Source organism: Pseudomonas sp. QE6 (genome assembly GCF_041379005.1).
Lineage (GTDB): Bacteria > Pseudomonadota > Gammaproteobacteria > Pseudomonadales > Pseudomonadaceae > Pseudomonas.
This window is the reverse complement of sequence record NZ_CP166873.1, coordinates 979373-999254: the sequence shown is the minus strand read 5'-3', so window position 1 is coordinate 999254 and position 19882 is coordinate 979373. Positions and strand designations below refer to the sequence as shown.

General features: G+C 68.0%; 17 protein-coding genes. 14 read left to right on the top strand and 3 right to left on the bottom strand.

Going from position 1 to position 19882, the window contains the following annotated elements:
* Positions 1-78: 78 nt before the first annotated feature.
* The 11 genes from ACAW63_RS04465 (at position 79) to ACAW63_RS04415 (ending at position 13919) form a co-directional block, all read left to right on the top strand.
* Complete coding sequence (locus ACAW63_RS04465) at positions 79-867, top strand: enoyl-CoA hydratase/isomerase family protein (protein ID WP_371231953.1); 789 nt, start codon at positions 79-81, stop codon at positions 865-867.
* A gap of 17 nt (positions 868-884) precedes the next feature.
* Positions 885-2045, top strand: a complete 1161-nt coding sequence (locus ACAW63_RS04460; protein WP_275609383.1) for an acyl-CoA dehydrogenase family protein — start codon at positions 885-887, stop codon at positions 2043-2045.
* A 194-nt stretch (positions 2046-2239) separates the two neighbouring features.
* Positions 2240-4327, top strand: coding sequence for an acetate--CoA ligase family protein (locus tag ACAW63_RS04455; RefSeq protein WP_371231951.1), 2088 nt, complete (start codon positions 2240-2242; stop codon positions 4325-4327).
* A gap of 243 nt (positions 4328-4570) precedes the next feature.
* Positions 4571-6181, top strand: coding sequence for a 5-guanidino-2-oxopentanoate decarboxylase (locus ACAW63_RS04450; RefSeq protein WP_371231949.1), 1611 nt, complete (start codon positions 4571-4573; stop codon positions 6179-6181).
* Between the two features lie 96 nt (positions 6182-6277).
* Positions 6278-7468, top strand: a complete 1191-nt coding sequence (locus tag ACAW63_RS04445) for a pyridoxal phosphate-dependent aminotransferase (protein ID WP_371231948.1) — start codon at positions 6278-6280, stop codon at positions 7466-7468.
* On the top strand, positions 7461-8879 hold the full coding sequence (locus ACAW63_RS04440) for an aldehyde dehydrogenase family protein (protein ID WP_371231947.1): 1419 nt from the start codon (positions 7461-7463) through the stop codon (positions 8877-8879). The genes ACAW63_RS04445 and ACAW63_RS04440 overlap by 8 nt, the downstream gene beginning before the upstream one ends.
* 55 nt (positions 8880-8934) lie before the next feature.
* Positions 8935-9639 carry an NAD(P)H-dependent oxidoreductase gene (locus tag ACAW63_RS04435; RefSeq protein ID WP_371231945.1) on the top strand — a complete coding sequence of 235 codons (705 nt, stop codon included), beginning with the start codon at positions 8935-8937 and terminating at the stop codon, positions 9637-9639.
* A gap of 558 nt (positions 9640-10197) precedes the next feature.
* A complete protein-coding gene (locus ACAW63_RS04430) occupies positions 10198-11133 on the top strand; it encodes a LysR family transcriptional regulator (protein ID WP_371231944.1) in 936 nt (311 codons plus the stop codon).
* A gap of 181 nt (positions 11134-11314) precedes the next feature.
* Complete coding sequence (locus ACAW63_RS04425; RefSeq protein WP_331315027.1) at positions 11315-11509, top strand: hypothetical protein; 195 nt, start codon at positions 11315-11317, stop codon at positions 11507-11509.
* Between the two features lie 381 nt (positions 11510-11890).
* Positions 11891-12880 carry a hypothetical protein gene (locus ACAW63_RS04420; RefSeq protein WP_371231942.1) on the top strand — a complete coding sequence of 330 codons (990 nt, stop codon included), beginning with the start codon at positions 11891-11893 and terminating at the stop codon, positions 12878-12880.
* 61 nt (positions 12881-12941) lie between these two features.
* Positions 12942-13919 (top strand): hypothetical protein, encoded by a 978-nt coding sequence (locus ACAW63_RS04415; protein ID WP_371231940.1) that lies wholly within the window; start codon positions 12942-12944, stop codon positions 13917-13919.
* 8 nt (positions 13920-13927) lie between these two features.
* Here ACAW63_RS04415 and ACAW63_RS04410 read toward each other — a convergent pair whose 3' ends face one another.
* A complete protein-coding gene (locus ACAW63_RS04410) occupies positions 13928-15262 on the bottom strand; it encodes a sigma-54-dependent transcriptional regulator (RefSeq protein ID WP_371231939.1) in 1335 nt (444 codons plus the stop codon).
* Positions 15259-17022, bottom strand: a complete 1764-nt coding sequence (locus ACAW63_RS04405; RefSeq protein ID WP_371231937.1) for an ATP-binding protein — start codon at positions 17020-17022, stop codon at positions 15259-15261. The genes ACAW63_RS04410 and ACAW63_RS04405 overlap by 4 nt, the downstream gene beginning before the upstream one ends.
* A 105-nt stretch (positions 17023-17127) precedes the next feature.
* Here ACAW63_RS04405 and ACAW63_RS04400 point away from each other — a divergent pair, with 105 nt between their 5' ends.
* The gene (locus ACAW63_RS04400) at positions 17128-18006 is read left to right on the top strand and encodes an alpha/beta fold hydrolase (RefSeq protein ID WP_371231935.1); all 879 of its coding nucleotides are present in this window, start codon (positions 17128-17130) and stop codon (positions 18004-18006) included.
* Entirely contained in the window at positions 18003-18356 is a 354-nt protein-coding gene (locus ACAW63_RS04395) for a hypothetical protein (protein ID WP_371231933.1), read from the top strand. The genes ACAW63_RS04400 and ACAW63_RS04395 overlap by 4 nt, the downstream gene beginning before the upstream one ends.
* On the opposite strand, the gene ACAW63_RS04390 is transcribed toward ACAW63_RS04395, so the two are convergent.
* Complete coding sequence (locus tag ACAW63_RS04390; RefSeq protein ID WP_371231931.1) at positions 18353-18823, bottom strand: DUF3301 domain-containing protein; 471 nt, start codon at positions 18821-18823, stop codon at positions 18353-18355. The two genes, ACAW63_RS04395 and ACAW63_RS04390, sit on opposite strands and share 4 nt — an antisense overlap.
* A 120-nt stretch (positions 18824-18943) precedes the next feature.
* Here ACAW63_RS04390 and pdxY point away from each other — a divergent pair, with 120 nt between their 5' ends.
* On the top strand, positions 18944-19813 hold the full coding sequence (gene pdxY, locus ACAW63_RS04385) for a pyridoxal kinase PdxY (RefSeq protein WP_371231929.1): 870 nt from the start codon (positions 18944-18946) through the stop codon (positions 19811-19813).
* Positions 19814-19882 lie beyond the last annotated feature (69 nt).

Genomic DNA, 19882 nt, shown 5'->3' with positions numbered 1-19882 from the left:
GGATTGCCGCCTTACTGAACACTTGTTTAGTATTGGCTCCAACGCCTCAACACAATCGTCTACAAGAATGAGGGCCGCATGACTCAAGCATCCCCGCTCAGCCGGGTCCAGGACGGCATCGCCTGGATCACCCTGAACCGTCCCGAGCAGCGCAACGCGCTGGACATCCCGACGCTCAAGAACCTGCACGCCCTGCTCGACGCCCACGAGGCGGACCCGGCGGTGCGCGTCATCGTGCTCACCGGCCAGGGTCGCAGCTTCTGCGCGGGCGCCGACCTCGCCGAATGGGCCGAGGCCGAGGCGCGCGGCGAGCTGGAAACCTACGGCTGGACCGAAACCGCCCACGCCCTGATGCGCCGCCTGTACAGCCTGGACAAGCCGACCATCGCCGCCGTCAACGGCACCGCCGTCGGTGCCGGGATGGACCTGACCCTGTGCTGCGACTTCCGCGTCGTCGGCGCCTCCGCCCGCTTCAAGGCCGGCTACACCGGCATGGCCTACTGCCCGGACGCCGGCGCCAGCTGGCACCTGCCGCGCCTGATCGGCAGCGAAGCGGCCAAGCGCCTGCTGTTCCTCGACGAACTGTGGAACGCCGAGCGCGCCCTGAGCGCCGGCCTGGTCAGCGAAGTGGTCGCCGATGAACAACTGCTGGAACACGTCGGTGAATTCGCCGCGCGCCTGGCCGCCGGCCCGACCTTCGCCTTCGCCCAGACCAAACGCCTGATGCGCGACGGCGCCGCCCGCACCCTGGCCCAGCAACTGGAGGCCGAACAGGCCGCCGGCCTGCTCTGCGGTCGCAGTGAAGATGCCGCCGAGGCGCTGCGCGCCGTGGCCGAAAAACGCTCCCCCCAATTCAAAGGCCGCTAACGGCTGCAGGTGATGTGATGGATTTCCAACTGACCCAGGAACAGGAAATGCTCGTCGAGGCGGTCAAGGCTTTCGTCGAGAAAGAACTGCTGCCCTACGAAGAAGAAGTGGACCGCGCCGACGCGGTGTCCCCGGAGCTGGCCGCACAGATTCGCGGCAAGGCCCTGGCGGCCGGCTTCTATGCCTTCAACATGCCCGAGGAAGTCGGCGGCGGCGGTCTGGACTACCTGTCCCAGGCGCTGGTCGAGCGCGAGCTGTCCAAGGTCTCCTGGGCGCTGCACGTGTTCGTCGCGCGTCCGTCGAAGATCCTCATGGCCTGCAAGGGCCAGCAGATCCAGGACTACCTGCTGCCGGTGGTGCAGGGCGAGAAGATCGACTGCTTCGCCCTCACCGAGCCGGGCGCCGGCTCCGACGCCAACTCGATCAAGACCCGCGCCGTGCGTGACGGCGAGGACTTCGTGATCAACGGCTCCAAGCACTTCATCAGCCACGCCGGCCACGCCGACTTCGCCATCGTCTTCGCGGTGACCGACACCTTCGAGCGCAACGGCAAGAAGCGCAACGCCGTGACCGCCTTCCTGGTGGACAAGGGCACCCCGGGCATGACCGTACGCCGCGGCCCGAAATGCGTGAGCAACAAGGGCTACCACACCTACGAAATTTTCTTCGACGACTGCCGCGTGCCGGCCTCCAAGGTCCTCGGCGAAGTCGACAAGGGCTGGGAAGTGGCCAACGCCTGGCTCACCGCCGGCCGCGTGATGGTCGCCGCCAACTGCGTAGGCCAGGCCCAGCGCGCGCTGGACCTGGCGCTGCAGTGGTCGGCCGACCGCAAGCAGTTCGGCCAGGCCATCGGCAGCTACCAGGGCATCTCCTTCAAGCTCGCCGACATGGCCACGCAGATTCGCGCCGCCGAGCTGATGACCCTGCACACCGCCTGGAAGATGGACCGCGGCAGCATGACCGACGGCGAGGCTGGCATGGCCAAGCTGTTCGCCAGCGAAGTGCTGGGCAAGGTCGCCGACGAGACCGTACAGATCTTCGGCGGCATGGGCCTGATGGACGAGGGCCCGGTGGAGCGCATCTGGCGTAACGCGCGCATCGAGCGCATCTGGGAAGGCACCTCGGAAATCCAGCGCCACATCATTTCCCGCGAACTGCTGCGGCCATTGCTGCGCTGACTCTCGGTGCTATTCGGGGAAGACGGGCTTGTGCTGAAACCCCCTCTCCCCAGCCCTCTCCCTGAAGGGAGAGGGGGCAAGAGCGATTCGGCGCGTGGGCTGGCACCAGGCGCTGAAGGATGACCCTGAAAGCTCCCCTCTCCCTTCAGGGAGAGGGGTTGGGGGAGAGGGCGCAGGCCCGTACGAGACCCGACATGAAAAGAGAAAACCTCCAGCGCCTGCTGGCGCCCCGGCACCTGGCCTTCATCGGCGGCCGCAGCATGGCGCGTGCGCTCAAGCGCTGCGCCGAAGGCGGCTTCGACGGCCAGATGTGGCTGGTCAACCCGCAATATGACGAACTCGAAGGCGTGCCCTGCGTGCGCAGCATCGCCGAGATGCCCGAAGGCCCGGATGCGGTGTTCATCGCCACCAACCGCGACCTGACCGTACAGGCCGTGGCCGAACTGGCCGCGAAAGACGCCGGCGGCGCCATCTGCTACGCCTCCGGTTTCGCCGAGACCGGCGCCGAGGGCGAAGCGCTGCAGCGCCGCCTGCTCGCCAGCGCCGGCGACATGGCCCTGCTCGGCCCCAACTGCTACGGCCTGCTCGATTACCTGCACGGCGCAGCGCTGTGGCCGGTGGCCCACGGCGGGCACCTGGTGGAGAAGGGCGTGGCCGTGCTCACCCAGAGCGGAAACTTCGCCTACAACCTGTCCATGAGCGACCGCTCGCTGCCCATCGCCTACATGGCCTCGGTGGGCAATCAGGCGCAGCTGGGCGTGGCCGAACTGATGGACGTGCTGCTCGACGAGCCGCGCGTCACCGCCATCGGCCTGCACCTGGAAGGCCTGAAGAACGTCCCCGGCTTTGCCCGCGCCGCCTACAAGGCGCTGCAGAAAGGCATCCCGGTGATTGCCCTGAAGACCGGCGTTTCCGAGATCGGCGCCGAGCTCGCGCTCAGCCACACCAGCTCCCTGGCCGGTTCCGACGCGCTGTACGACGCACTGTTCGACCGCCTCGGGGTGATCCGCGTCAGCGGTCCGGTGAGCTTCATCGAAACCCTCAAGGCTGCCGCCTGCGGCAACCTGCCGGCCGGCCCGAGCCTGGCCGCGCTGGCCTGCTCCGGCGGCGACGCCGGGCTGATCGCCGACTACTCCGAGCGTAACGGCCTGACCCTGCCCAAGCTGGTCGACGCGCAGCGCGCGGAGCTGGCCCAGGTGCTGCCGGACTACGCCAACATCGCCAACCCGCTGGACTTCACCACCGCCATCTGGGGCGACGGGCCGGCACTGGAGCGCATGCTCGACAGCGCGCTGCAGACCGATGCCGATGCCGCCCTGCTGGTGCTGGACTACCCCGGTGAAGAGACCGGCGAGCGCCCGCAGTGCGACCTGCTGCTGGAGCTGTACTGCGCCGCGCTGGAGCGCCACGGCAAGGTGGGCTTCATCGCCTCGGCATTGCCGGAGTTGCTGCCCAAGCATGCCCGCGAACTGCTGCACTCCCACGGCGTCGCCGCACTGCAAGGTGTGGAAGACGGTCTCGCCGCCTGGGGTCGTATCGCCCATTACCGTCAGCGCCGCGAAACACTGCTGGCCCGTGGCGAGGCAGCCCTGGTGCCGCTCTGCCCACAGGCCATCGACGGCGAAGGCCGCCTGCTGGACGAATGGAATTCCAAGCAGGCGCTGAAGCCCTTCGGCCTGCCGCTGCCGCGCGCCGCGCTGAGCACCCCGGCCCAGGCCCGCGAAGCGGCCGCCGACGTGGGTTTCCCGCTGGCGCTGAAAGTGGTCAGCGCGCAGTTGCCGCACAAGACCGAAGCCGGCGGCGTGGCGCTCAACCTGCGCAACGAGGCGGCGCTGGAAGCCGCGCTGTTCGACATGCGCGAAAACATCGCCCGTCATGCGCCGGGCGTGCCCTTCGACCAGGTGCTGCTGGAGAGCATGGCCAACCCGCCGCTGGCCGAGCTGATCGTCGGCATCAAGCGCGAGAACGGCTTCGGCCTGGCGCTGGTGCTGGGCGCCGGCGGGATTCTCGTCGAGCTGCTCAAGGACAGCCGCAGCCTGCTGCTGCCGACCACCGATGCGGCGATCCGCGATGCCCTGCTGAGCCTGCGCAGCGCGCCGCTGCTCACCGGCTTCCGCGGCCGCCCGGCGGTGAACCTGGAGGCGCTGGTGGAAGCCATCCGTGCGGTGGCCGACTACGCCTGCGAGCACGTGGACAACCTGCTGGAACTGGATGTGAACCCACTGCTGGCGGACGCCGAAGGCGCCGTGGCGGTGGATGCGCTGATCCGCACCGCCGGGTGATCGGCAGCAGGACCTGAAGGAAGAACACGAACGCTCCCCTCTCCCGCTTGCGGGAGAGGGGCTGGGGGAGAGGGTGGTGGGCCCGGAACTCGGTGCCACCGACAAGAGCCCCTCTCCCCAGCCCTCTCCCTGAAGGGAGAGGGAGCAAAAGCGGCGCACGCCGGAGACTCGGCGTGAGCCCCAACGAGTAGCGCGAATAACCGCTCGCAGTTATCCGCCGAAGAACCATTCGGGAGATCGTTCATGCAAAACGACAAAACCCTCACCGGCGGCCAGGCCCTGGTCCGCCTGCTGGCCAACTACGGCGTCGACACCGTGTTCGGCATTCCCGGTGTGCACACCCTGGAGCTTTACCGTGGCCTGCCCGGCAGCGGTATCCGCCACGTGCTGACCCGTCACGAGCAGGGCGCCGGCTTCATGGCCGACGGCTACGCGCGCGTCAGCGGCAAGCCGGGCGTGGCCTTCATCATCACCGGCCCCGGCGTGACCAACGCCGCCACCGCCATTGGCCAGGCCTACGCCGACTCCATCCCGATGCTGGTGATCTCCAGCGTCAACCACACCGCCAGCCTGGGCAAGGGCTGGGGCTGCCTGCACGAGACCCAGGACCAGCGCGCCATGACCGCGCCGATCACCGCGTTCTCCGCCGTGGCGCTGACCCCGGAAGACCTGCCCGAACTGATCGCCCGCGCCTACGCCGTGTTCGACAGCGAGCGTCCGCGCCCGGTGCACATCTCCGTGCCGCTGGACGTGCTCGCCGCGCCCATCGCCCGCGACTGGACCCACGAAGTCGTCCGCCGCGCCGGTCGTGGCCAGCCCAGCAGCGAAGCGCTCCAGCAGGCTGTGGATAAACTCAAGGCCGCGCAGCGTCCGATGATCATCGCCGGCGGCGGCGCGCTGCACGCCGCCGACGCCCTGGCCGCGCTGAGCGAGCGCCTGGCCGCGCCGCTGTTCACCAGCGTCGCCGGCAAGGGCCTGCTGGCGCCGGAAGCACCGCTGTCCGCCGGCGCCACCCTGTGCACCCAGGCCGGTTGGGACATGATCGCCGAGGCCGACGTGGTCCTGGCCATCGGCACCGAAATGGCCGACACCGACTTCTGGCGCGACCGCCTGCCGGTCACCGGCGAGGTGATCCGCGTCGACGTCGACTCGCGCAAGTTCAACGACTTCTACCCGAGCGCCGTGGCGCTGCTGGGCGACTCCAAGGCCACCGCCGAAGCGCTGCTCGCCGCGCTGCCCAGCGCCACCCGTGACGCCGCCAAGGCGCAGTCGCGGATCGCCGAGCTGCGCGCGCAGATCGATGCCGGCCACGCGCCGCTGCAACTGATCCACAAGTCGATCCTGGAGCGCATCGCCAAGGCCCTGCCGGACAACGCCTTCATCGCCAGCGACATGACCCAGCTGGCCTACAGCGGCAACTACCTCTACCCGAGCAAGGCCCCGCGCGGCTGGCTGCACCCCACCGGCTACGGCACCCTCGGCTACGGCGTGCCCGCCGGCATCGGCGCCAAGTTCGGCGCGCCGGAGCGTCCGGGCCTGGTGCTGGTGGGCGATGGCGGCTTCCTCTACACCGCCCAGGAACTGGCCACCGCCACCGAGGAGCTGGATAGCCCGCTGGTGGTGCTGCTGTGGAACAACGACGCGCTGGGGCAGATCCGCGACGACATGATCGGCCTCGACATCGAGCCCATCGGCGTCCTACCGCGCAACCCGGACTTCGCCCTGCTCGGCCGCGCCTACGGCTGCGAAATGCGCCAGCCGCAGAGCCTGGAAGAACTGGAGCGCGACCTGCGCGCCGGCTTCGCCCATCCGGGCGTGACCCTGATCGAGCTGAAACACGCCTGCGCCAAGTAGGTCCGTCGTACTCGCCGGGGCCGCGCAGGCTCCGGCGTGGTCACTGAGCATTCGAGCCTGTTGCCACCCGTGCCGGCAGGCTCCAAGGAGATTCCCATGCGCTATTCCAACTTCACCCAACGCATCGCCGGCGACGGCGCCGCCGCCTGGGACATCCACTACCGCGCCCTGGCGCGCATGGAGCAGGGCGACGACATCCTCCTGCTGTCGGTGGGCGACCCGGACTTCGACACTCCGGTGCCCATAGTGCAGTCGGCCATCGACAGCCTGCTGGCCGGCAACACCCACTACGCCGACGTGCGCGGCAAGCGCTCGCTGCGCGAAGCCATCGCCCGCCGCCACACCCAGCGCAGCGGCCAGGCCGTCTCCGCCGACGAGGTCGTGGTGCTGGCCGGCGCGCAGTGCGCGCTCTATGCCGTGGCGCAGTGCGTGCTCAATCCGGGCGATGAAGTCATAGTCGCCGAGCCGATGTACGTCACCTACGAAGCGGTGTTCGGCGCCTGTGGCGCCAAGGTCATCCCGGTGTCGGTACGTTCCGAGCACGGCTTCCGCGTGCAGGCCGAGGACGTCGCCGCGCTGATCACCCCGCGCACCCGCGCCCTGGCCATCAACAGCCCGCACAACCCCTCCGGCGCCAGCCTGCCGCGCGCCACCTGGGAGAAGCTGGCCGAGCTGTGCGTAAAAAATGACCTGTGGATGATTTCCGACGAGGTCTACAGCGAACTGCTGTTCGACGGCGAGCACATCAGCCCCGCCAGCCTGCCGGGCATGGCCGAGCGCACCGCGACCCTCAACAGCCTGTCGAAATCCCACGCCATGACCGGCTGGCGCGTGGGCTGGGTCGTGGGCCCGAAGGAACTCTGCACCCACCTGGAAAACCTTGCCCTGTGCATGCTCTACGGCTCGCCGGACTTCATCCAGGACGCCGCCTGCACCGCGCTGGAAGCCCGGCTGCCGGAACTGGACGCGATGCGTGAGGCCTACCGCCAGCGCCGCGACCTGGTGCTCGACTGCCTGGCCGATTGCGTCGGCGTGCGTGCCCTGCGTCCGGACGGTGGCATGTTCGTGATGGTGGATATCCGCGCCACCGGCCTCTCCGCCCAGGAATTCTCCGACCTGCTGCTGGACCGCCACGGCGTCTCCGTGCTCGCCGGCGAGGCCTTCGGCCCCAGTGCCGCCGGGCACATCCGCCTCGGTCTGGTACTTGGCGCCGAGCCGCTGCGCGAAGCCTGCCGCCGCATCGCCCTGTGTGCCGCCGAGCTGCTCAAGGAGAAGCGTTATGCATGACCGCCTGCAGCTGTATATCGACGGCGCCTGGGTGGCGCCGCAAGGCCAGGGTCTGGCCGAGGTGCAGAACCCGGCCACCGAGGAATGCGTTGGCCGCGTCCCGCTGGGCGGCGAAGCCGACGTGAAGCGCGCGGTGGACGCCGCGCGCCGTGCCTTCCCGGCCTGGTCGCAGACGCCGTCCCACGTGCGTGCCGGCTACATCCGCGCCCTCGCCGAACAACTGAAGAACCGCGCCGACGAAATGGCCGCGCTGATCACTGCCGAGCTGGGCATGCCGGTGCAGTGGTGCCGCATGGTGCAGGTGGATGGGCCGATCGAGGGCCTGGAAAGCTACGCCGAGATGGCCGCGCACATGGACGAGGTGCGCGAGGTCGGCAACTCGCTGATCGTGAAGGAAGCGGTGGGCGTCTGCGCCTTCATCAACCCCTGGAACTACCCGCTGCACCAGCTGATCGGCAAGCTCGCTCCGGCACTCGCCGCGGGCTGCACCGTGGTGGTCAAGCCGAGCCAGGACACCCCGCTGCATGCCTTCCTGCTGGCCGACATGGTCCACGCCATCGGCCTGCCGGCCGGTGTGTTCAACCTGGTCAGCGGCCCCGGCTCCAAGGTCGGCGAAGCCCTGGCGCGGCATCCGGACGTGGACATGGTGTCCTTCACCGGCTCCACCGGCGCGGGCGTCAAGGTCTCCGAAGCGGCGGCGCCGACGGTCAAGCGCGTGTGCCTGGAGCTGGGCGGCAAGTCGCCGTTCCTGATCACCGCCGATGCCGACCTGGCCGCCGCCGTGCGCCACGGCGTGCAGGACGTGATGATCAACTCCGGGCAGACCTGCACCGCGCTCACCCGCATGCTGCTGCCGGCCCATCGCTATGCCGAGGCCGTCGAGATCGCCCGCGCCGAAACCCTCGCGCTGAAGATGGGTGACCCGCTGGACGCCGACAGCTTCCTCGGCCCGATGTGCTCGGGTGGCCAGCGCCGCACCGTGCTGGATTACATCCGCGTCGGCCAGGAAGAAGGCGCGCAGCTGGTGTGCGGCGGTGCCGAACGTCCCGTCCATCTGGAGCGCGGTCACTACGTGCAGCCGACGATTTTCGCCGGCGTGAACAACCGGATGCGCATCGCCCGCGAGGAAATCTTCGGCCCGGTGCTCTGCCTGATTCCCTACGCCGACGAGGCCGAGGCCATCGCCATCGCCAACGATTCGCCGTTCGGCCTGTCCAGCGCCGTCTGGGCGGGAGACCGCGAAGATGGCCTGCGCCTCGCACGGCAGATGCGCGCCGGCCAATGCTTCGTCAACGGCGGTGCTTTCAACTACCGTGCGCCTTTCGGTGGCTACAAGCAGTCCGGCAACGGCCGCGAATGGGGTGAGCAGGGCTTGCACGAGTTCGTCGAGCTCAAGGCCATCCAGCTGTGAATAACTGCCGCGCTCCGCGGAAGAGCGCGGCAGGTTCGAACCTTCAGGAATCCCTATGAACGTACTGATCGTCCACGCCCACAACGAACCGCAATCCTTCAGCACCGCGCTGTACCAGCTCGCCGAGGAAACCCTGCGAGGCCAGGGCCATGAAGTGCGGGTCTCCGACCTCTACGCGATGAACTGGAACCCGGTGGCCAGCGCCGCCGACTTCGGCGCCCGCGCCAACCCGGAGTACCTGGTCTACGCGCTGGAGCAGCGCGAAGGCGCCAAGAGCCAGACCATCGCCGCCGACATCCAGGCCGAGCTGGACAAGCTGCTCTGGGCGGACCTGGTGATCTTCAACTTCCCGATCTACTGGTTCTCCGCGCCGGCCATCCTCAAGGGCTGGTTCGACCGCGTGCTGGTGTCGGGCATCTGCTACGGCGGCAAGCGCTTCTACGACCAGGGCGGCCTGGCCGGCAAGAAGGCGCTGGTCACCGTGACCCTCGGCGGGCGCGACCACATGTTCGGCGAAGGCGCCATCCACGGCCCGCTGGAAGACATGCTGCGGCCGATCCTGCGCGGCACCCTGGCCTACACCGGCATGACCGTGCTGCCGCCCTTCGTGGCCTGGCACGTGCCCTACATCAGCAACGACGCGCGCGTGGACTTCCTGCGCCAGTACCAGGAGCGCCTGCAGCACCTGGACGAGGACAAGCCGCTGGAGTTCGTGCGCCTGGACCAGTTCGACGAGCGCCTGTATCCGCTGCCGCGCTGAGCGCTTTTGCTCTTCGTAGGAGCGAGCTTGCTCGCGAACAGGGATAGATGACGGCGCCAGAGCCAAGCGGTTCGCGAGCAAGCTCGCTCCTACAGGTTCTGCCCTCTGCCAGGTGTAATGGCTTGCACTCGGCAATCACCCAGCGAGAAACGAAAAAGGGCGGCCATCCGCAGATGGCCGCCCGAGGAGAAAAAGTCAGTCGCTGCAGCCAGGTATGCGCGGGGGAGATGGCCGTCGATTGGTGTATCGGCGGCCGTACGATGAGCCTGGTATGCCCAACGTTGCTGCAGCGACCTGGCCGGCACTATACGTGGTAACAATCGGTAAAAAACGACCCTATACTGCGATTCAGTTTTGCGGCGAAGACAACAATTGCCTTCGTTTCTTAGAACCTGTTTACGATCTCGCGAGCTAGAGCAGAACCAGGCAGAAACAGGCTAAAAAAGCGGAGTTTACGCGGTGTAAATGAGCATTTTTTAGCCTGTTTCTAACGCAGTTATGCCGACGCACAGCAGATCGTAAACAGGTTCTTACAAGCTGGATGAGCAAGGGGAATCCATGGACGTACTTCACGCGATGCGGGCCTTCGTCCGGGTGGTGGATGCCGGCAGCTTCACCGCCGCCGCCAACGCCCTGGGGTTATCCACAGCCCAGGTCTCGCGTGTCGTCTCCGATCTCGAATCCCAGCTCGAAGCCCGCCTGCTGCACCGCACCACCCGCCGCCTGGCGCTGACCGAAACCGGCGAGCGCTACCTGCAGCGCTGTCGGGAAATCCTCGCCGATGTCGACGAAGCCGAGGCCGAAGCCAGCGGCGCGCACCTCAAGCCGCGCGGCCGCCTGCGCGTGCACTCGCTCACCGGCCTCGGCCAGCAGCACCTGATCCCGCTGATCTCGCGCTACTGCGAATCCTTCCCCGAGGTCTACATCGAGCTGACCCTGGCCCAGCGCCAGCCGGACATCCTCGAGGAAGGCCAGGACGTGGTGATCACCCGCGACCGCGAGCTGCCCGACTCCGAGTTCGTCGCCCAGACCCTGGGCACCATCTACAGCGTGCTCTGCGCCAGCCCCGAGTACCTCAAGCGGCGCGGCATCCCGACCAGCGTCGCCGACCTGCACCAGCACCAGTGCCTGCGCCTGCAGGACCCGACCTTCCCCGAGGGCTGGGCCTTCGAGGAAGGCAATGAGGCGAGCGTGATCCGCCCGCGCGACACCTTCATGGTCAACGTCGCCGAGGCGCTCACCGGTGCCGCCGCGGCCGGCATGGGCATCTGCCTGCTGCCCAGCTACGTCGCCGCGCCCGCCCTGCGCAAGCGTTCGCTGGTGCGCGTGCTGCCCCGGCACAGCCTGCATGTGCGGCAGATCTACGCGCTGTACCCGTCGCGGCGATTCCTCGATGCGAAGATCCGCACCTGGGTGGAGTTCCTCAAGGCGGAGCTGCCCAAGGTCTTCGAGGAAGACGAAGCAGCGCTCAACGATCCCGTCAACTGGGCCTGAGCCGCCGCCAGGCTGCGACAGATCGCCACGGATGCTCTATATCGGGCTTCTCGAACGATTGGCGACGATTGTTGCTTTTTAGGCAATGCTTTGTTGGTTAGCTAGCTATTTTTCGCCCGACTGTTGCGCCGTAACCTTTCTCCAACCCCGACCAACCGGGTGTTCAGAAAGGATCTTCATCATGTCCCGTTCGCTTTATGTTGCTGCCCTGCTGTCCGTTTGCACGCTGTCCTTCACCCAACTGAGCTTCGCCGAAGAGTCGCGCCTGATGACCGACAAGATGGTCAAGGCCAACGAAGCCGCCATTGCCCAGCAGCAGGCCCAGTCCGCCGAGCAGACTGCCAAGGCCGCCGCCGACAGCCGCGCCGATTCCTGATCGGCCACTTCCCCCGGGAGGTCCGGTGCGTGAGCCGGGCTTCTCAACACCTTGCGCCGCATAAGACATGCGGCGTTTTTTTGCCTGCGTTTCCTGCGGCTGGAAGGCGACTATTACAGATGCTGTAACAGTCTTTCGCCGCCAGCGGCCTGTATTCCTGTCTTATCGGTCAATATACTTGACCCAACAGCGCTGCTTTCGAGGGGCGCCGTTCCCGGCCTCACCGCCGGCAAGCTTCCCGACGCCGATATGTGATTGCTCCGAATCGACGTCTATCTCAAGGCCGCTGCTATCAGCGGCTTTTTTTTGTCTGCACGCAACCGCTTGGCAACGGCGGCAGGCTTCTGGTGGAATCGTCGCGGTTCGACAAGGATGCCGCCCATGAACACCGATAACCCCTTCGCCACGCCGCACGCCGAGCTGACCTCGCCAGAGTCCGTATCGGCGCCCGCTTCCCGCCAGCCCTATCCCTTCATCGTTGCGCAGATCGTCGCGACCCTCTGCCTGTTCGGCCTCAGCATGGGTTGGCAGTGGTTCAACAGCGGGGAGCAGTTTCGCGAACAGATAGAGCGCGTCATGCCGATGCTGATCTCCAGCACGGTGGGCAGCCTGCTCATCTACAGCGCTGCCGTCCTGCTGCTGGTGCATGGCCAGCGCGAGCGCCACGGCATCCTGCGCTTCCGCCCGCTGGGCGCTCTGCTGGCGGGCTACCTGGTGCTGTATCTGCTGTGCAGCCTGGCGCTCAACGCCGGCCTGGCCGTCCTTGGCTCGTCCTACTACGGCTGGGCGCTGGAGCAGGAAAACCGTCAGTTCTGGGTGCTCCTGTATACGCAGGGCAGCGGCCTGCTGAACCTGCTGCTGACCTGCCTGCTGCCCTTGTGGCTGGTGCTGTGCCTGGCCCGCTCCGGCTCGGAGCGCATCGGCAAGGGTTTGCGCACGCCCGTGGCCGGCTGGCAGGTGGCGCTGGGTATCGGGCTGTGCTTCAGCGCGGTGCTCTACAAGGCGGCGTCATCCCTGGCGGTCAGTGTGATGATGCTCTACCGGGAGGGCGATTACTGGCAGCCATTCTTCCAGTTCATCGGCTGCGCGGTGCCGTTCGCGGTGGTCATGCTGGCGGCAAGGGCACGGTTGCCCGCGCAGGTGGAGCGTTTCGCCGCCGGCCGGGTCCTGGGCGCTTCGCTGGTGCTGCTGACGATGTGGGGCGCCTGCGTGCTGCTCTGCTCGATCGCGCTGGCGTTCCTGGTGCTGGACAGCGGGAACTATCTCGATCCGCCGCCAATCGTGCTGGTGCCCGCCATCCTCTGCCTGGCGGCGCTCTGGCCGCTGACGCGGTGGAGCACCGGCTGGTTCTTCCCCGCGCGGGCGAGCTGATCCCGCGCGCTGTATCCCGGGCATAATGACGCTTCGCTCCCATCGCCCAGGATACCGATTAGTGCAGGAAAACCCCTTCATCGCCCCAAGGGCTGAACGCGCGGCGGAAACGGGTGCTTCCGTTCCGGCGCTCCGGCAGCCCTATCTGGTGGCTGCCGCGCTGTTCCTGCTCGGCGCCGGCGCGGTGCTGGCGGACCTGCTGCGGCAGTGGCTCGGCGGCGCTCCCATCGGGCGGCTGCTGCACGCCGTGCCGGGGCTGCTCGGTCCCTGGCTGTCGTCCCTGGCCGTCAGCGCCGCCCTGGTGGTGCTGTTCATGCAGGCCCAGCGCGAGCGCCACGCAATTCTGAGATTCCGTCCCCTGGCGATCATCGTGATGGTGTTTTTCGTGCTGCAGATCGCTGCCGAGCAGCTTTACAGCAAGGTGCTCGTTCAGCCGATACAGGAGCTCGCCTTCTGGCTGGGCGATCTCAGCGACCAGTCGTTCATCGTCATACCGGTAGCACTGCTTGGCGGGGCGTTGGTGCAGTTGGGTCTGTACCTGATCTGCCTGTGGGTGGTCCTGGCGGCGACCCGCTCGCGCGCTGAGCGCCAGCCCTCGGACGTGCAGCCGCCGATTCGGCGGCTGCACGTCGCGGTCGGGGTTGCTCTTGCCTTCGCCGGGCTCACCGCAAAGCTGCTGTCGGGGCTGGTGCGTCTCTTCGTGCTCAACCGGATGGGGTATTGGGGGACTGTGCTGGAGGTCCTGGCATGGATGCTTCCCGCCGCGCTGGTTCTGCTGTGCATCTACACGCGGCTTCCAGGCTGGCTGCCGCGCTATTCGGCCGGCCGCGTACTGCTGGTGGGCATGACCATCGGTCTTGGCTGGCTGCTCTGCACGGTGCTGCTCGGCGTGCTCGGCTACGTACTGTTCCATGAAGCGCTGACGCGCGCGCAGACCTCCGCCGGCCTGCCCCTGATGGCGTCGATCGCGATCCTCGGGCCGCTGCTGTTGCTCGCGTGCTGGGCGCGCCTCGGCGGACGGTGGTTGCCGAAGCGGTAGCGCCAGCCTCAGTCCTCGCTCAGGTAATCCCCGCGGCTCAGCCCGTGGCGCTGCATCTTCTCGTTGAGGGTGCGGCGCGGCAGGCCGAGCAGCTCCATCACCGCCTTGATGTCACCCTTGCATTGGGCCAGCGCCTGGCGGATGCACTGCGCCTCGTAGGCCTCCATGCGTTCGAACAGTCCGTTGCCGGCCGGCTCGACGGGCGCCTCGTCGCGGTCCAGGCCGAGCACGTGACGCTCGGCGGCATTGGCCAGTTCGCGCACGTTGCCCGGCCAGTCGTGGGCGAGCAGGCGGGCCAGTTCGGTGGCGGAGAGCGGCGCGGCTTCGCGGGCGAACTTCTCGCTGGCCAGCCCGGCGTAGTGCTCGAACAGCAGCGGGATGTCCTCGCGCCGTTCGCGCAGCGGCGGCAGGCGCAGTTCGGCGACGTTCAGGCGGTACACCAGGTCCTCGCGGAAGCGTCCGGCGCGGGCCTCTTCCAGCAGGTCCGGCTTGGTCGCGGCGATCACCCGCAGATCGACCTTGATGCTCTGGTTCGAGCCCAGGCGCTCCAGCTGTTGCTCTTGCAGCACGCGCAGCAGTTTCACCTGCTGGGCCAGCGGCATGCTTTCGATCTCGTCGAGGAACAGGCTGCCGCCGTTTGAATGTTCCAGCTTGCCGATGCGCTTGCCCTGGGCGCCGGTGAAGGCGCCGCTTTCATGGCCGAACAGCTCGGTCTCGAACAGCTGCTCGGGGATCGCCGCGCAGTTCAGCGCGACGAAGGGCTTGCCGGCGCGCGGGCCGAATTCGTGCAGGCAGCGCGCGACCAGTTCCTTGCCGCTGCCGGTCTCGCCACGGATCAGCACGTTCACCGGCGTGCCGGCCAGCGCCATGATCTGCCGCCGCAGGGTTTCCATCGGCCGCGATACGCCCAGCAGGCGCGATTCGATCTGGTCCTTGAGCGCCGCCTGTTCGCGCAGCTGGCGGTTCTCCTGCACCAGCCGGCGTTTCTCCAGGGCGCGGCGCAGGCTGTCGAGCAGGCGTTCGGGGGTGAAGGGCTTTTCGATGAAGTCGTAGGCGCCCTGGCGCATGGCCTGCACTGCCATGGGCACGTCGCCGTGGCCGGTGACCATGATCACCGGCAGGTCGCGGTCGAGCTGCTGCAGGCGTTCGAGCAGCGCCAGGCCGTCGGTGCCGGGCATGCGCACATCGCTGATGATCACGTCGGGCAGCTCGCGCGCCACGCTCTTCAGGCACTCGTCGGCGCTGCTGCACAGGCGCACCTCGAAGCCGGAGAGTTGCAGCCACTGCTGCACGGCTTCGCGGATGGCGGCTTCGTCGTCGACGAAGAGAATGGTCTGGCTCATGCTCGGTTTTCTTCGGGGGCGGCGGGCAGGCTCAGGCGGAACAGTGCGCCGCCGGAGGGCCGGTTGGCGGCGCTCAGGCGGCCGCCGAGTTCGTGGACGATGCCGTAGGATACCGCGAGCCCCAGGCCCAGTCCTTCGCCCACCGGCTTGGTGGTGAAGAAGGGGTCGAAGACGCTGGCGAGGTTCTCATCGTCGATGCCGGGGCCGTTGTCGGCCACGTCGAGGCACCAGTGATCGTCCGCGCGGCGCAGGCTCAGGGTGATCCGTGGGTGCTCGATGCCCGCCAGCGCATCCAGGGCGTTGCGCAGCAGATTGACCAGCACCTGTTCCAGGCGGATCGCATCGCCCAGCACCCAGGCCGGCTCGTCCAGCTGGCGGAGGATTTCCACGCGTTCGTCGCGGATGCGCACGGCGAGCAGGTGCAGCGCCTGGTCCAGTACGTGGCCGAGTTCGATGCGCTCGCGCAGGCCGCCGGGGGTCTTGCGGGCGAAGGTCTTCAGGTGGCCGGTGAGCGCGGCCATGCGTTCGAGCAGTTCATCCACCCGCAGCAGCGCGGTGCGCGCTTCGTCCTGGCGGCCGGCGTCGAGCAGCAGGCGCACGCTGGCCAGCTGCATGCGCTGGGCGGTGAGCGGCTGGTTGATTTCGTGGGCGAGCGCTGCGGACATCTGCCCCAGCGCGGCCAGCTTGGCGGCCTGCACCAGGCCATCCTGGGCGGTGCGCAGGGCTGCGGTGCGCTGCTCCACCAGGCGTTCCAGTTCCTCCTGGTTGCGCTGGCGCAGGCGCGCGAGCCGTCGCCGCTGTTGCAACCAGAGCACCAGGAACACCAGCGCCAGCCAGGCGCCGGCGGCGGTGAGACGGGCGCTGGTGATGTCGCTCTGGACGCCGCGGGCATCGCGCAGCAGGTGCAGGGTCCAGTCGTCCTCGGGCAGCTCGACCGATTGCCAGAGGTAGTCGCCGCCGATCTCCTGGCCCTCCACCCGTGCCAACCGGGCGTTGTCGCCCAGACGCTGGAGAGTCTGGTGGGGCAGGGCGCTCAGCGGCTGCCGGTGGTACTGGCGGGTGTCCCTGAGCTCGGCGCGGGCCACGGCGTCCAGCGGCAGCAGCTCGCGGTAGCGCCAGCGCGGGTGGTTGGCGAGGAACACGATGCCCTTGCTGTCGCTCACCAGCACCACGTCCGGGGTCTGGCTCCACTGGCGCTCCAGGTCGGGAAATTCCAGTTTCACCACGATGGCGCCGAGGAAACGGCCGTCGTCGTCACGCAATGCATTGGACAGGAAGTAACCAGGAATCCCGCTGGTAACGCCGACCGCGTAGAAGCGCCCGGCGCCGTGAGCGATGGTCTGGCGGAAATATGGGCGGAAGCCATAGTTGTGGCCGACGTAGCTGACCGGCAGGTCCCAGTTGCTCGCCGCCACGGCGAGCCCGGTGTGGTCCAGCAGTTCCAGGGTCGAGGAGCGCGCCGCGCCGTTGATGGCCTGCAGCTTGAGGTTGAGCTGGTGCTGCAGGTCGCTGTCCACGGGGCCGCGCATGGCGGCGCGCAGTTCCGGGTCGAGGGCGAGCACCGCCGGAATGCTGCGGAAGCGCTCGATCAGCGTGTGCAGGGAGTTGGCGTAGAGGCCGAGTTGTTCATGGGCCGCCTCCGCCTCGGCGAGCAGCGCCCGGTGCCGCGCCTGCTCCCCCGCCCAGTATGCCGACAGCAGCAGGCCGGCCAGCAGGAGCAGGCTGATCAGGGCGAGGCGAAGGGGGCGGGGTGGCGGCATTTTCGAAGCAAGTCGAGCATAGGACGGCGACGATAGCATGTTGTCGCACTGGTTCGGCGCCCGGCCGCCTCGTTACACTGCGGGCGTCCTGACGGAGACGCATCCATGCAGTTGTTGTCCTGGGCCCACGAAGGGTCCGCCGGTTTCACCCTGCGCGGCTGGCGCAGCGAGCCCAGCGGCAAGCCGCTGTTGCACTTCATTCATGGCAACGGCTTCTGCACCCGAGCCTATGAGCCAATGCTGAAACTGCTGGCGAAGGATTTCGACCTCTGGCTGTGCGATGTCCAGGGCCACGGCGACAGCGACCATGGCGGGCGCTTCCATGGCTGGAACCGCAACGCCGAGATGGCGGTGGAAGCCTTCGAGGCCGGACGCGGAGTCTTCGGCGACGTACCGACGTATGCCTGCGGGCACAGCTTTGGTGGCGTGCTGACCAGCCTGATCCTCGGGCGTCATCCGCAGCTGTTCCGCCGCGCCGTGCTGCTCGATCCGGTGCTGTTCACCCCGGCGATGATCGGCGTGATGGCGCTCTCCGAGGTGCTCGGCCTGCACCAGCGGCGCACCATGGTGCAGAAGGCACGCGCACGGCGCAGCCGCTGGCCGGACCGCGAGGCCGCCTACGCCGGACTGCATGGCCGGGGCATCTTCAAGGGCTGGACCGACGCGGCGCTGTGGGCCTACGTCGAGCACGCGATGAAGACGGTGGAGGGCGGCGTCGAGCTGAAATGCCGGCCCAGCCGCGAGGCGGAAATCTTCAGCTCCTTCCCCAAGCGCCTGTGGCCGTCGCTGAACAAGGTGGTGACGCCGACCCAGGTGCTGTTCGGCGAGCACACCTATCCCTTCGTGCCCAAGGCGGTGGCGCGCTGGTGCGCGAGCAATCCGGCGATCAGCGGCCAATGCGTCGATGGCGGGCACTGCTTCATGCAGGAGTATCCCGAGGACAGCGCGGAGCGTGTTTCGCGCTTCCTGCTGGGCCATGAATGAACGACCCGGCCCGCGAGTCCGTCTGGCTGGCGCTGTCCGAGCTGTGGCTGGACACCGAGCTGGACAAGTCCGGCCGCGCCACCATCGCGAAGACCCTGGCGATCAGCGGCTTTTCCGTGGCGGAGCTGGAGACGATCTACCGCCTGGAGGTGGCGCCGGTGGTCTGGAGCAACGCCTGGGCGACGGCGGGCGTGTGGGACGGCTTCGATCCGGACTGGCTGTTCGAGGCCTGCCGGCACAATCAGAAGCGCCGGAATTCGCCCTGGCACCGTGGGCGTTGCTGGTTGTTGCGAAGGGCGATGACGGCAGCGGTGGAAAAGGACTGGCGCAAGATCCGCGCGCAGCTCTAGTCACCGACCTTCTTGTCCTGGTGCGCCCGGCGCCATTCATCCAGGCGCACCACCTCGGCCTTGGGGCGCGATGGCGGGGTGTCGTCGAACACCGCATCGACGATCTCGTCGTCCACGGGGTTGAAGGTAGCGACCGGCGCAACGCTGGCGCGTGGCTCCATGCGGAAGGGCGCCAGCTCGATGCGGCCCAGGTAATGACCGAACATGCGGATGGTGCCGGCGTAACGTTCCTGCCCGGTGGCGGTGAACTCGAAGCCGTATTCGCGGGCCAGCCGCAGGTGGTTGCGGCCGTCGCGGCGGAAGCGGATGCGTTGCAGGGCCATGGCCTCGTCGAGCAGTTCCACGCCCTCGCGCGCGCAGTGCTGCTTGGCCAGGACCAGCGCACGCTCGCGGATGCCGTGGGCGCGCCACCACCAGGCGGCCGCCGCTACAACCAGCATGAAGACGAAAAGATTGCCCAGGTCCACTTCAACTTCCTCGGGGTCGGCGCAACAGCTTACTCACTCCGCCGCCGGGCGGCGAGGGGCGGATGTTCACAGCCTGTGAATTGCGCCCCATACTGCCCCATTCCGTAGCAGGACACCGTTATGTCGCGCACTCCCCACGTTCTCGCCATCCAGTCCCACGTCGTCTTCGGCCATGCCGGCAACAGCGCCGCCGAGTTCCCCATGCGTCGCGTCGGGGTCAACGTCTGGCCGCTGAATACCGTGCAGTTCTCCAACCATACTCAGTATGGCCACTGGACCGGCCAGGTGCTGCCGCCGGAGCAGATCCCCGCGCTGGTCGACGGCATCGCCGCCATCGGCGAGCTGGGCAACTGCGACGCGGTGCTCTCGGGTTACCTGGGCAGCGCGGAGCAGGGCCGTTCGATCCTCGAGGTGGTGCGCCGCATCCGCGAAGTGAACCCGCGCGCGGTGTACCTGTGCGACCCGGTGATGGGCCATCCGGAGAAGGGCTGCATCGTCGCGCCGGAAGTCGGTGAATTCCTGCTCGACGAAGCCGCCGCCGTGGCCGACTACCTGTGCCCGAACCAGCTGGAACTGGACAGCTTCTGCGACCGCCAGCCGACCTCCCTGGAGGATTGCGCAGCCATGGCGCGCAGCCTGCTGGAGCGCGGCCCGAAGGCGGTGCTGGTGAAGCACCTGAACTACCCGGGCAAGCCGGCGGATGCCTTCGAGATGCTGCTGGTGACGCAGGGCGAGACCTGGCACCTGCGCCGTCCGCTGCTGGCCTTCCCGCGCCAGCCGGTGGGCGTGGGCGATCTCACCTCCGGGCTGTTCCTCGCCCGCCTGCTGCTGGGCGACGACCTGCGCAGCGCCTTCGAATTCTGCGCCGCCGCCGTGCATGAGGTGCTGCTGGAGACCCAGGCCTGCGGCAGCTATGAGCTGGAGCTGGTAAGGGCGCAGGACCGTATCGCCCATCCGCGAGTGAAGTTCGAGGCGGTGAAGCTGGGGTGATTTCGTGATGGCCGTGGCGGATCGTGCCACGGCTGTTCGCGAGCAAGGACTGGGCGTCCCCCTCGGTCC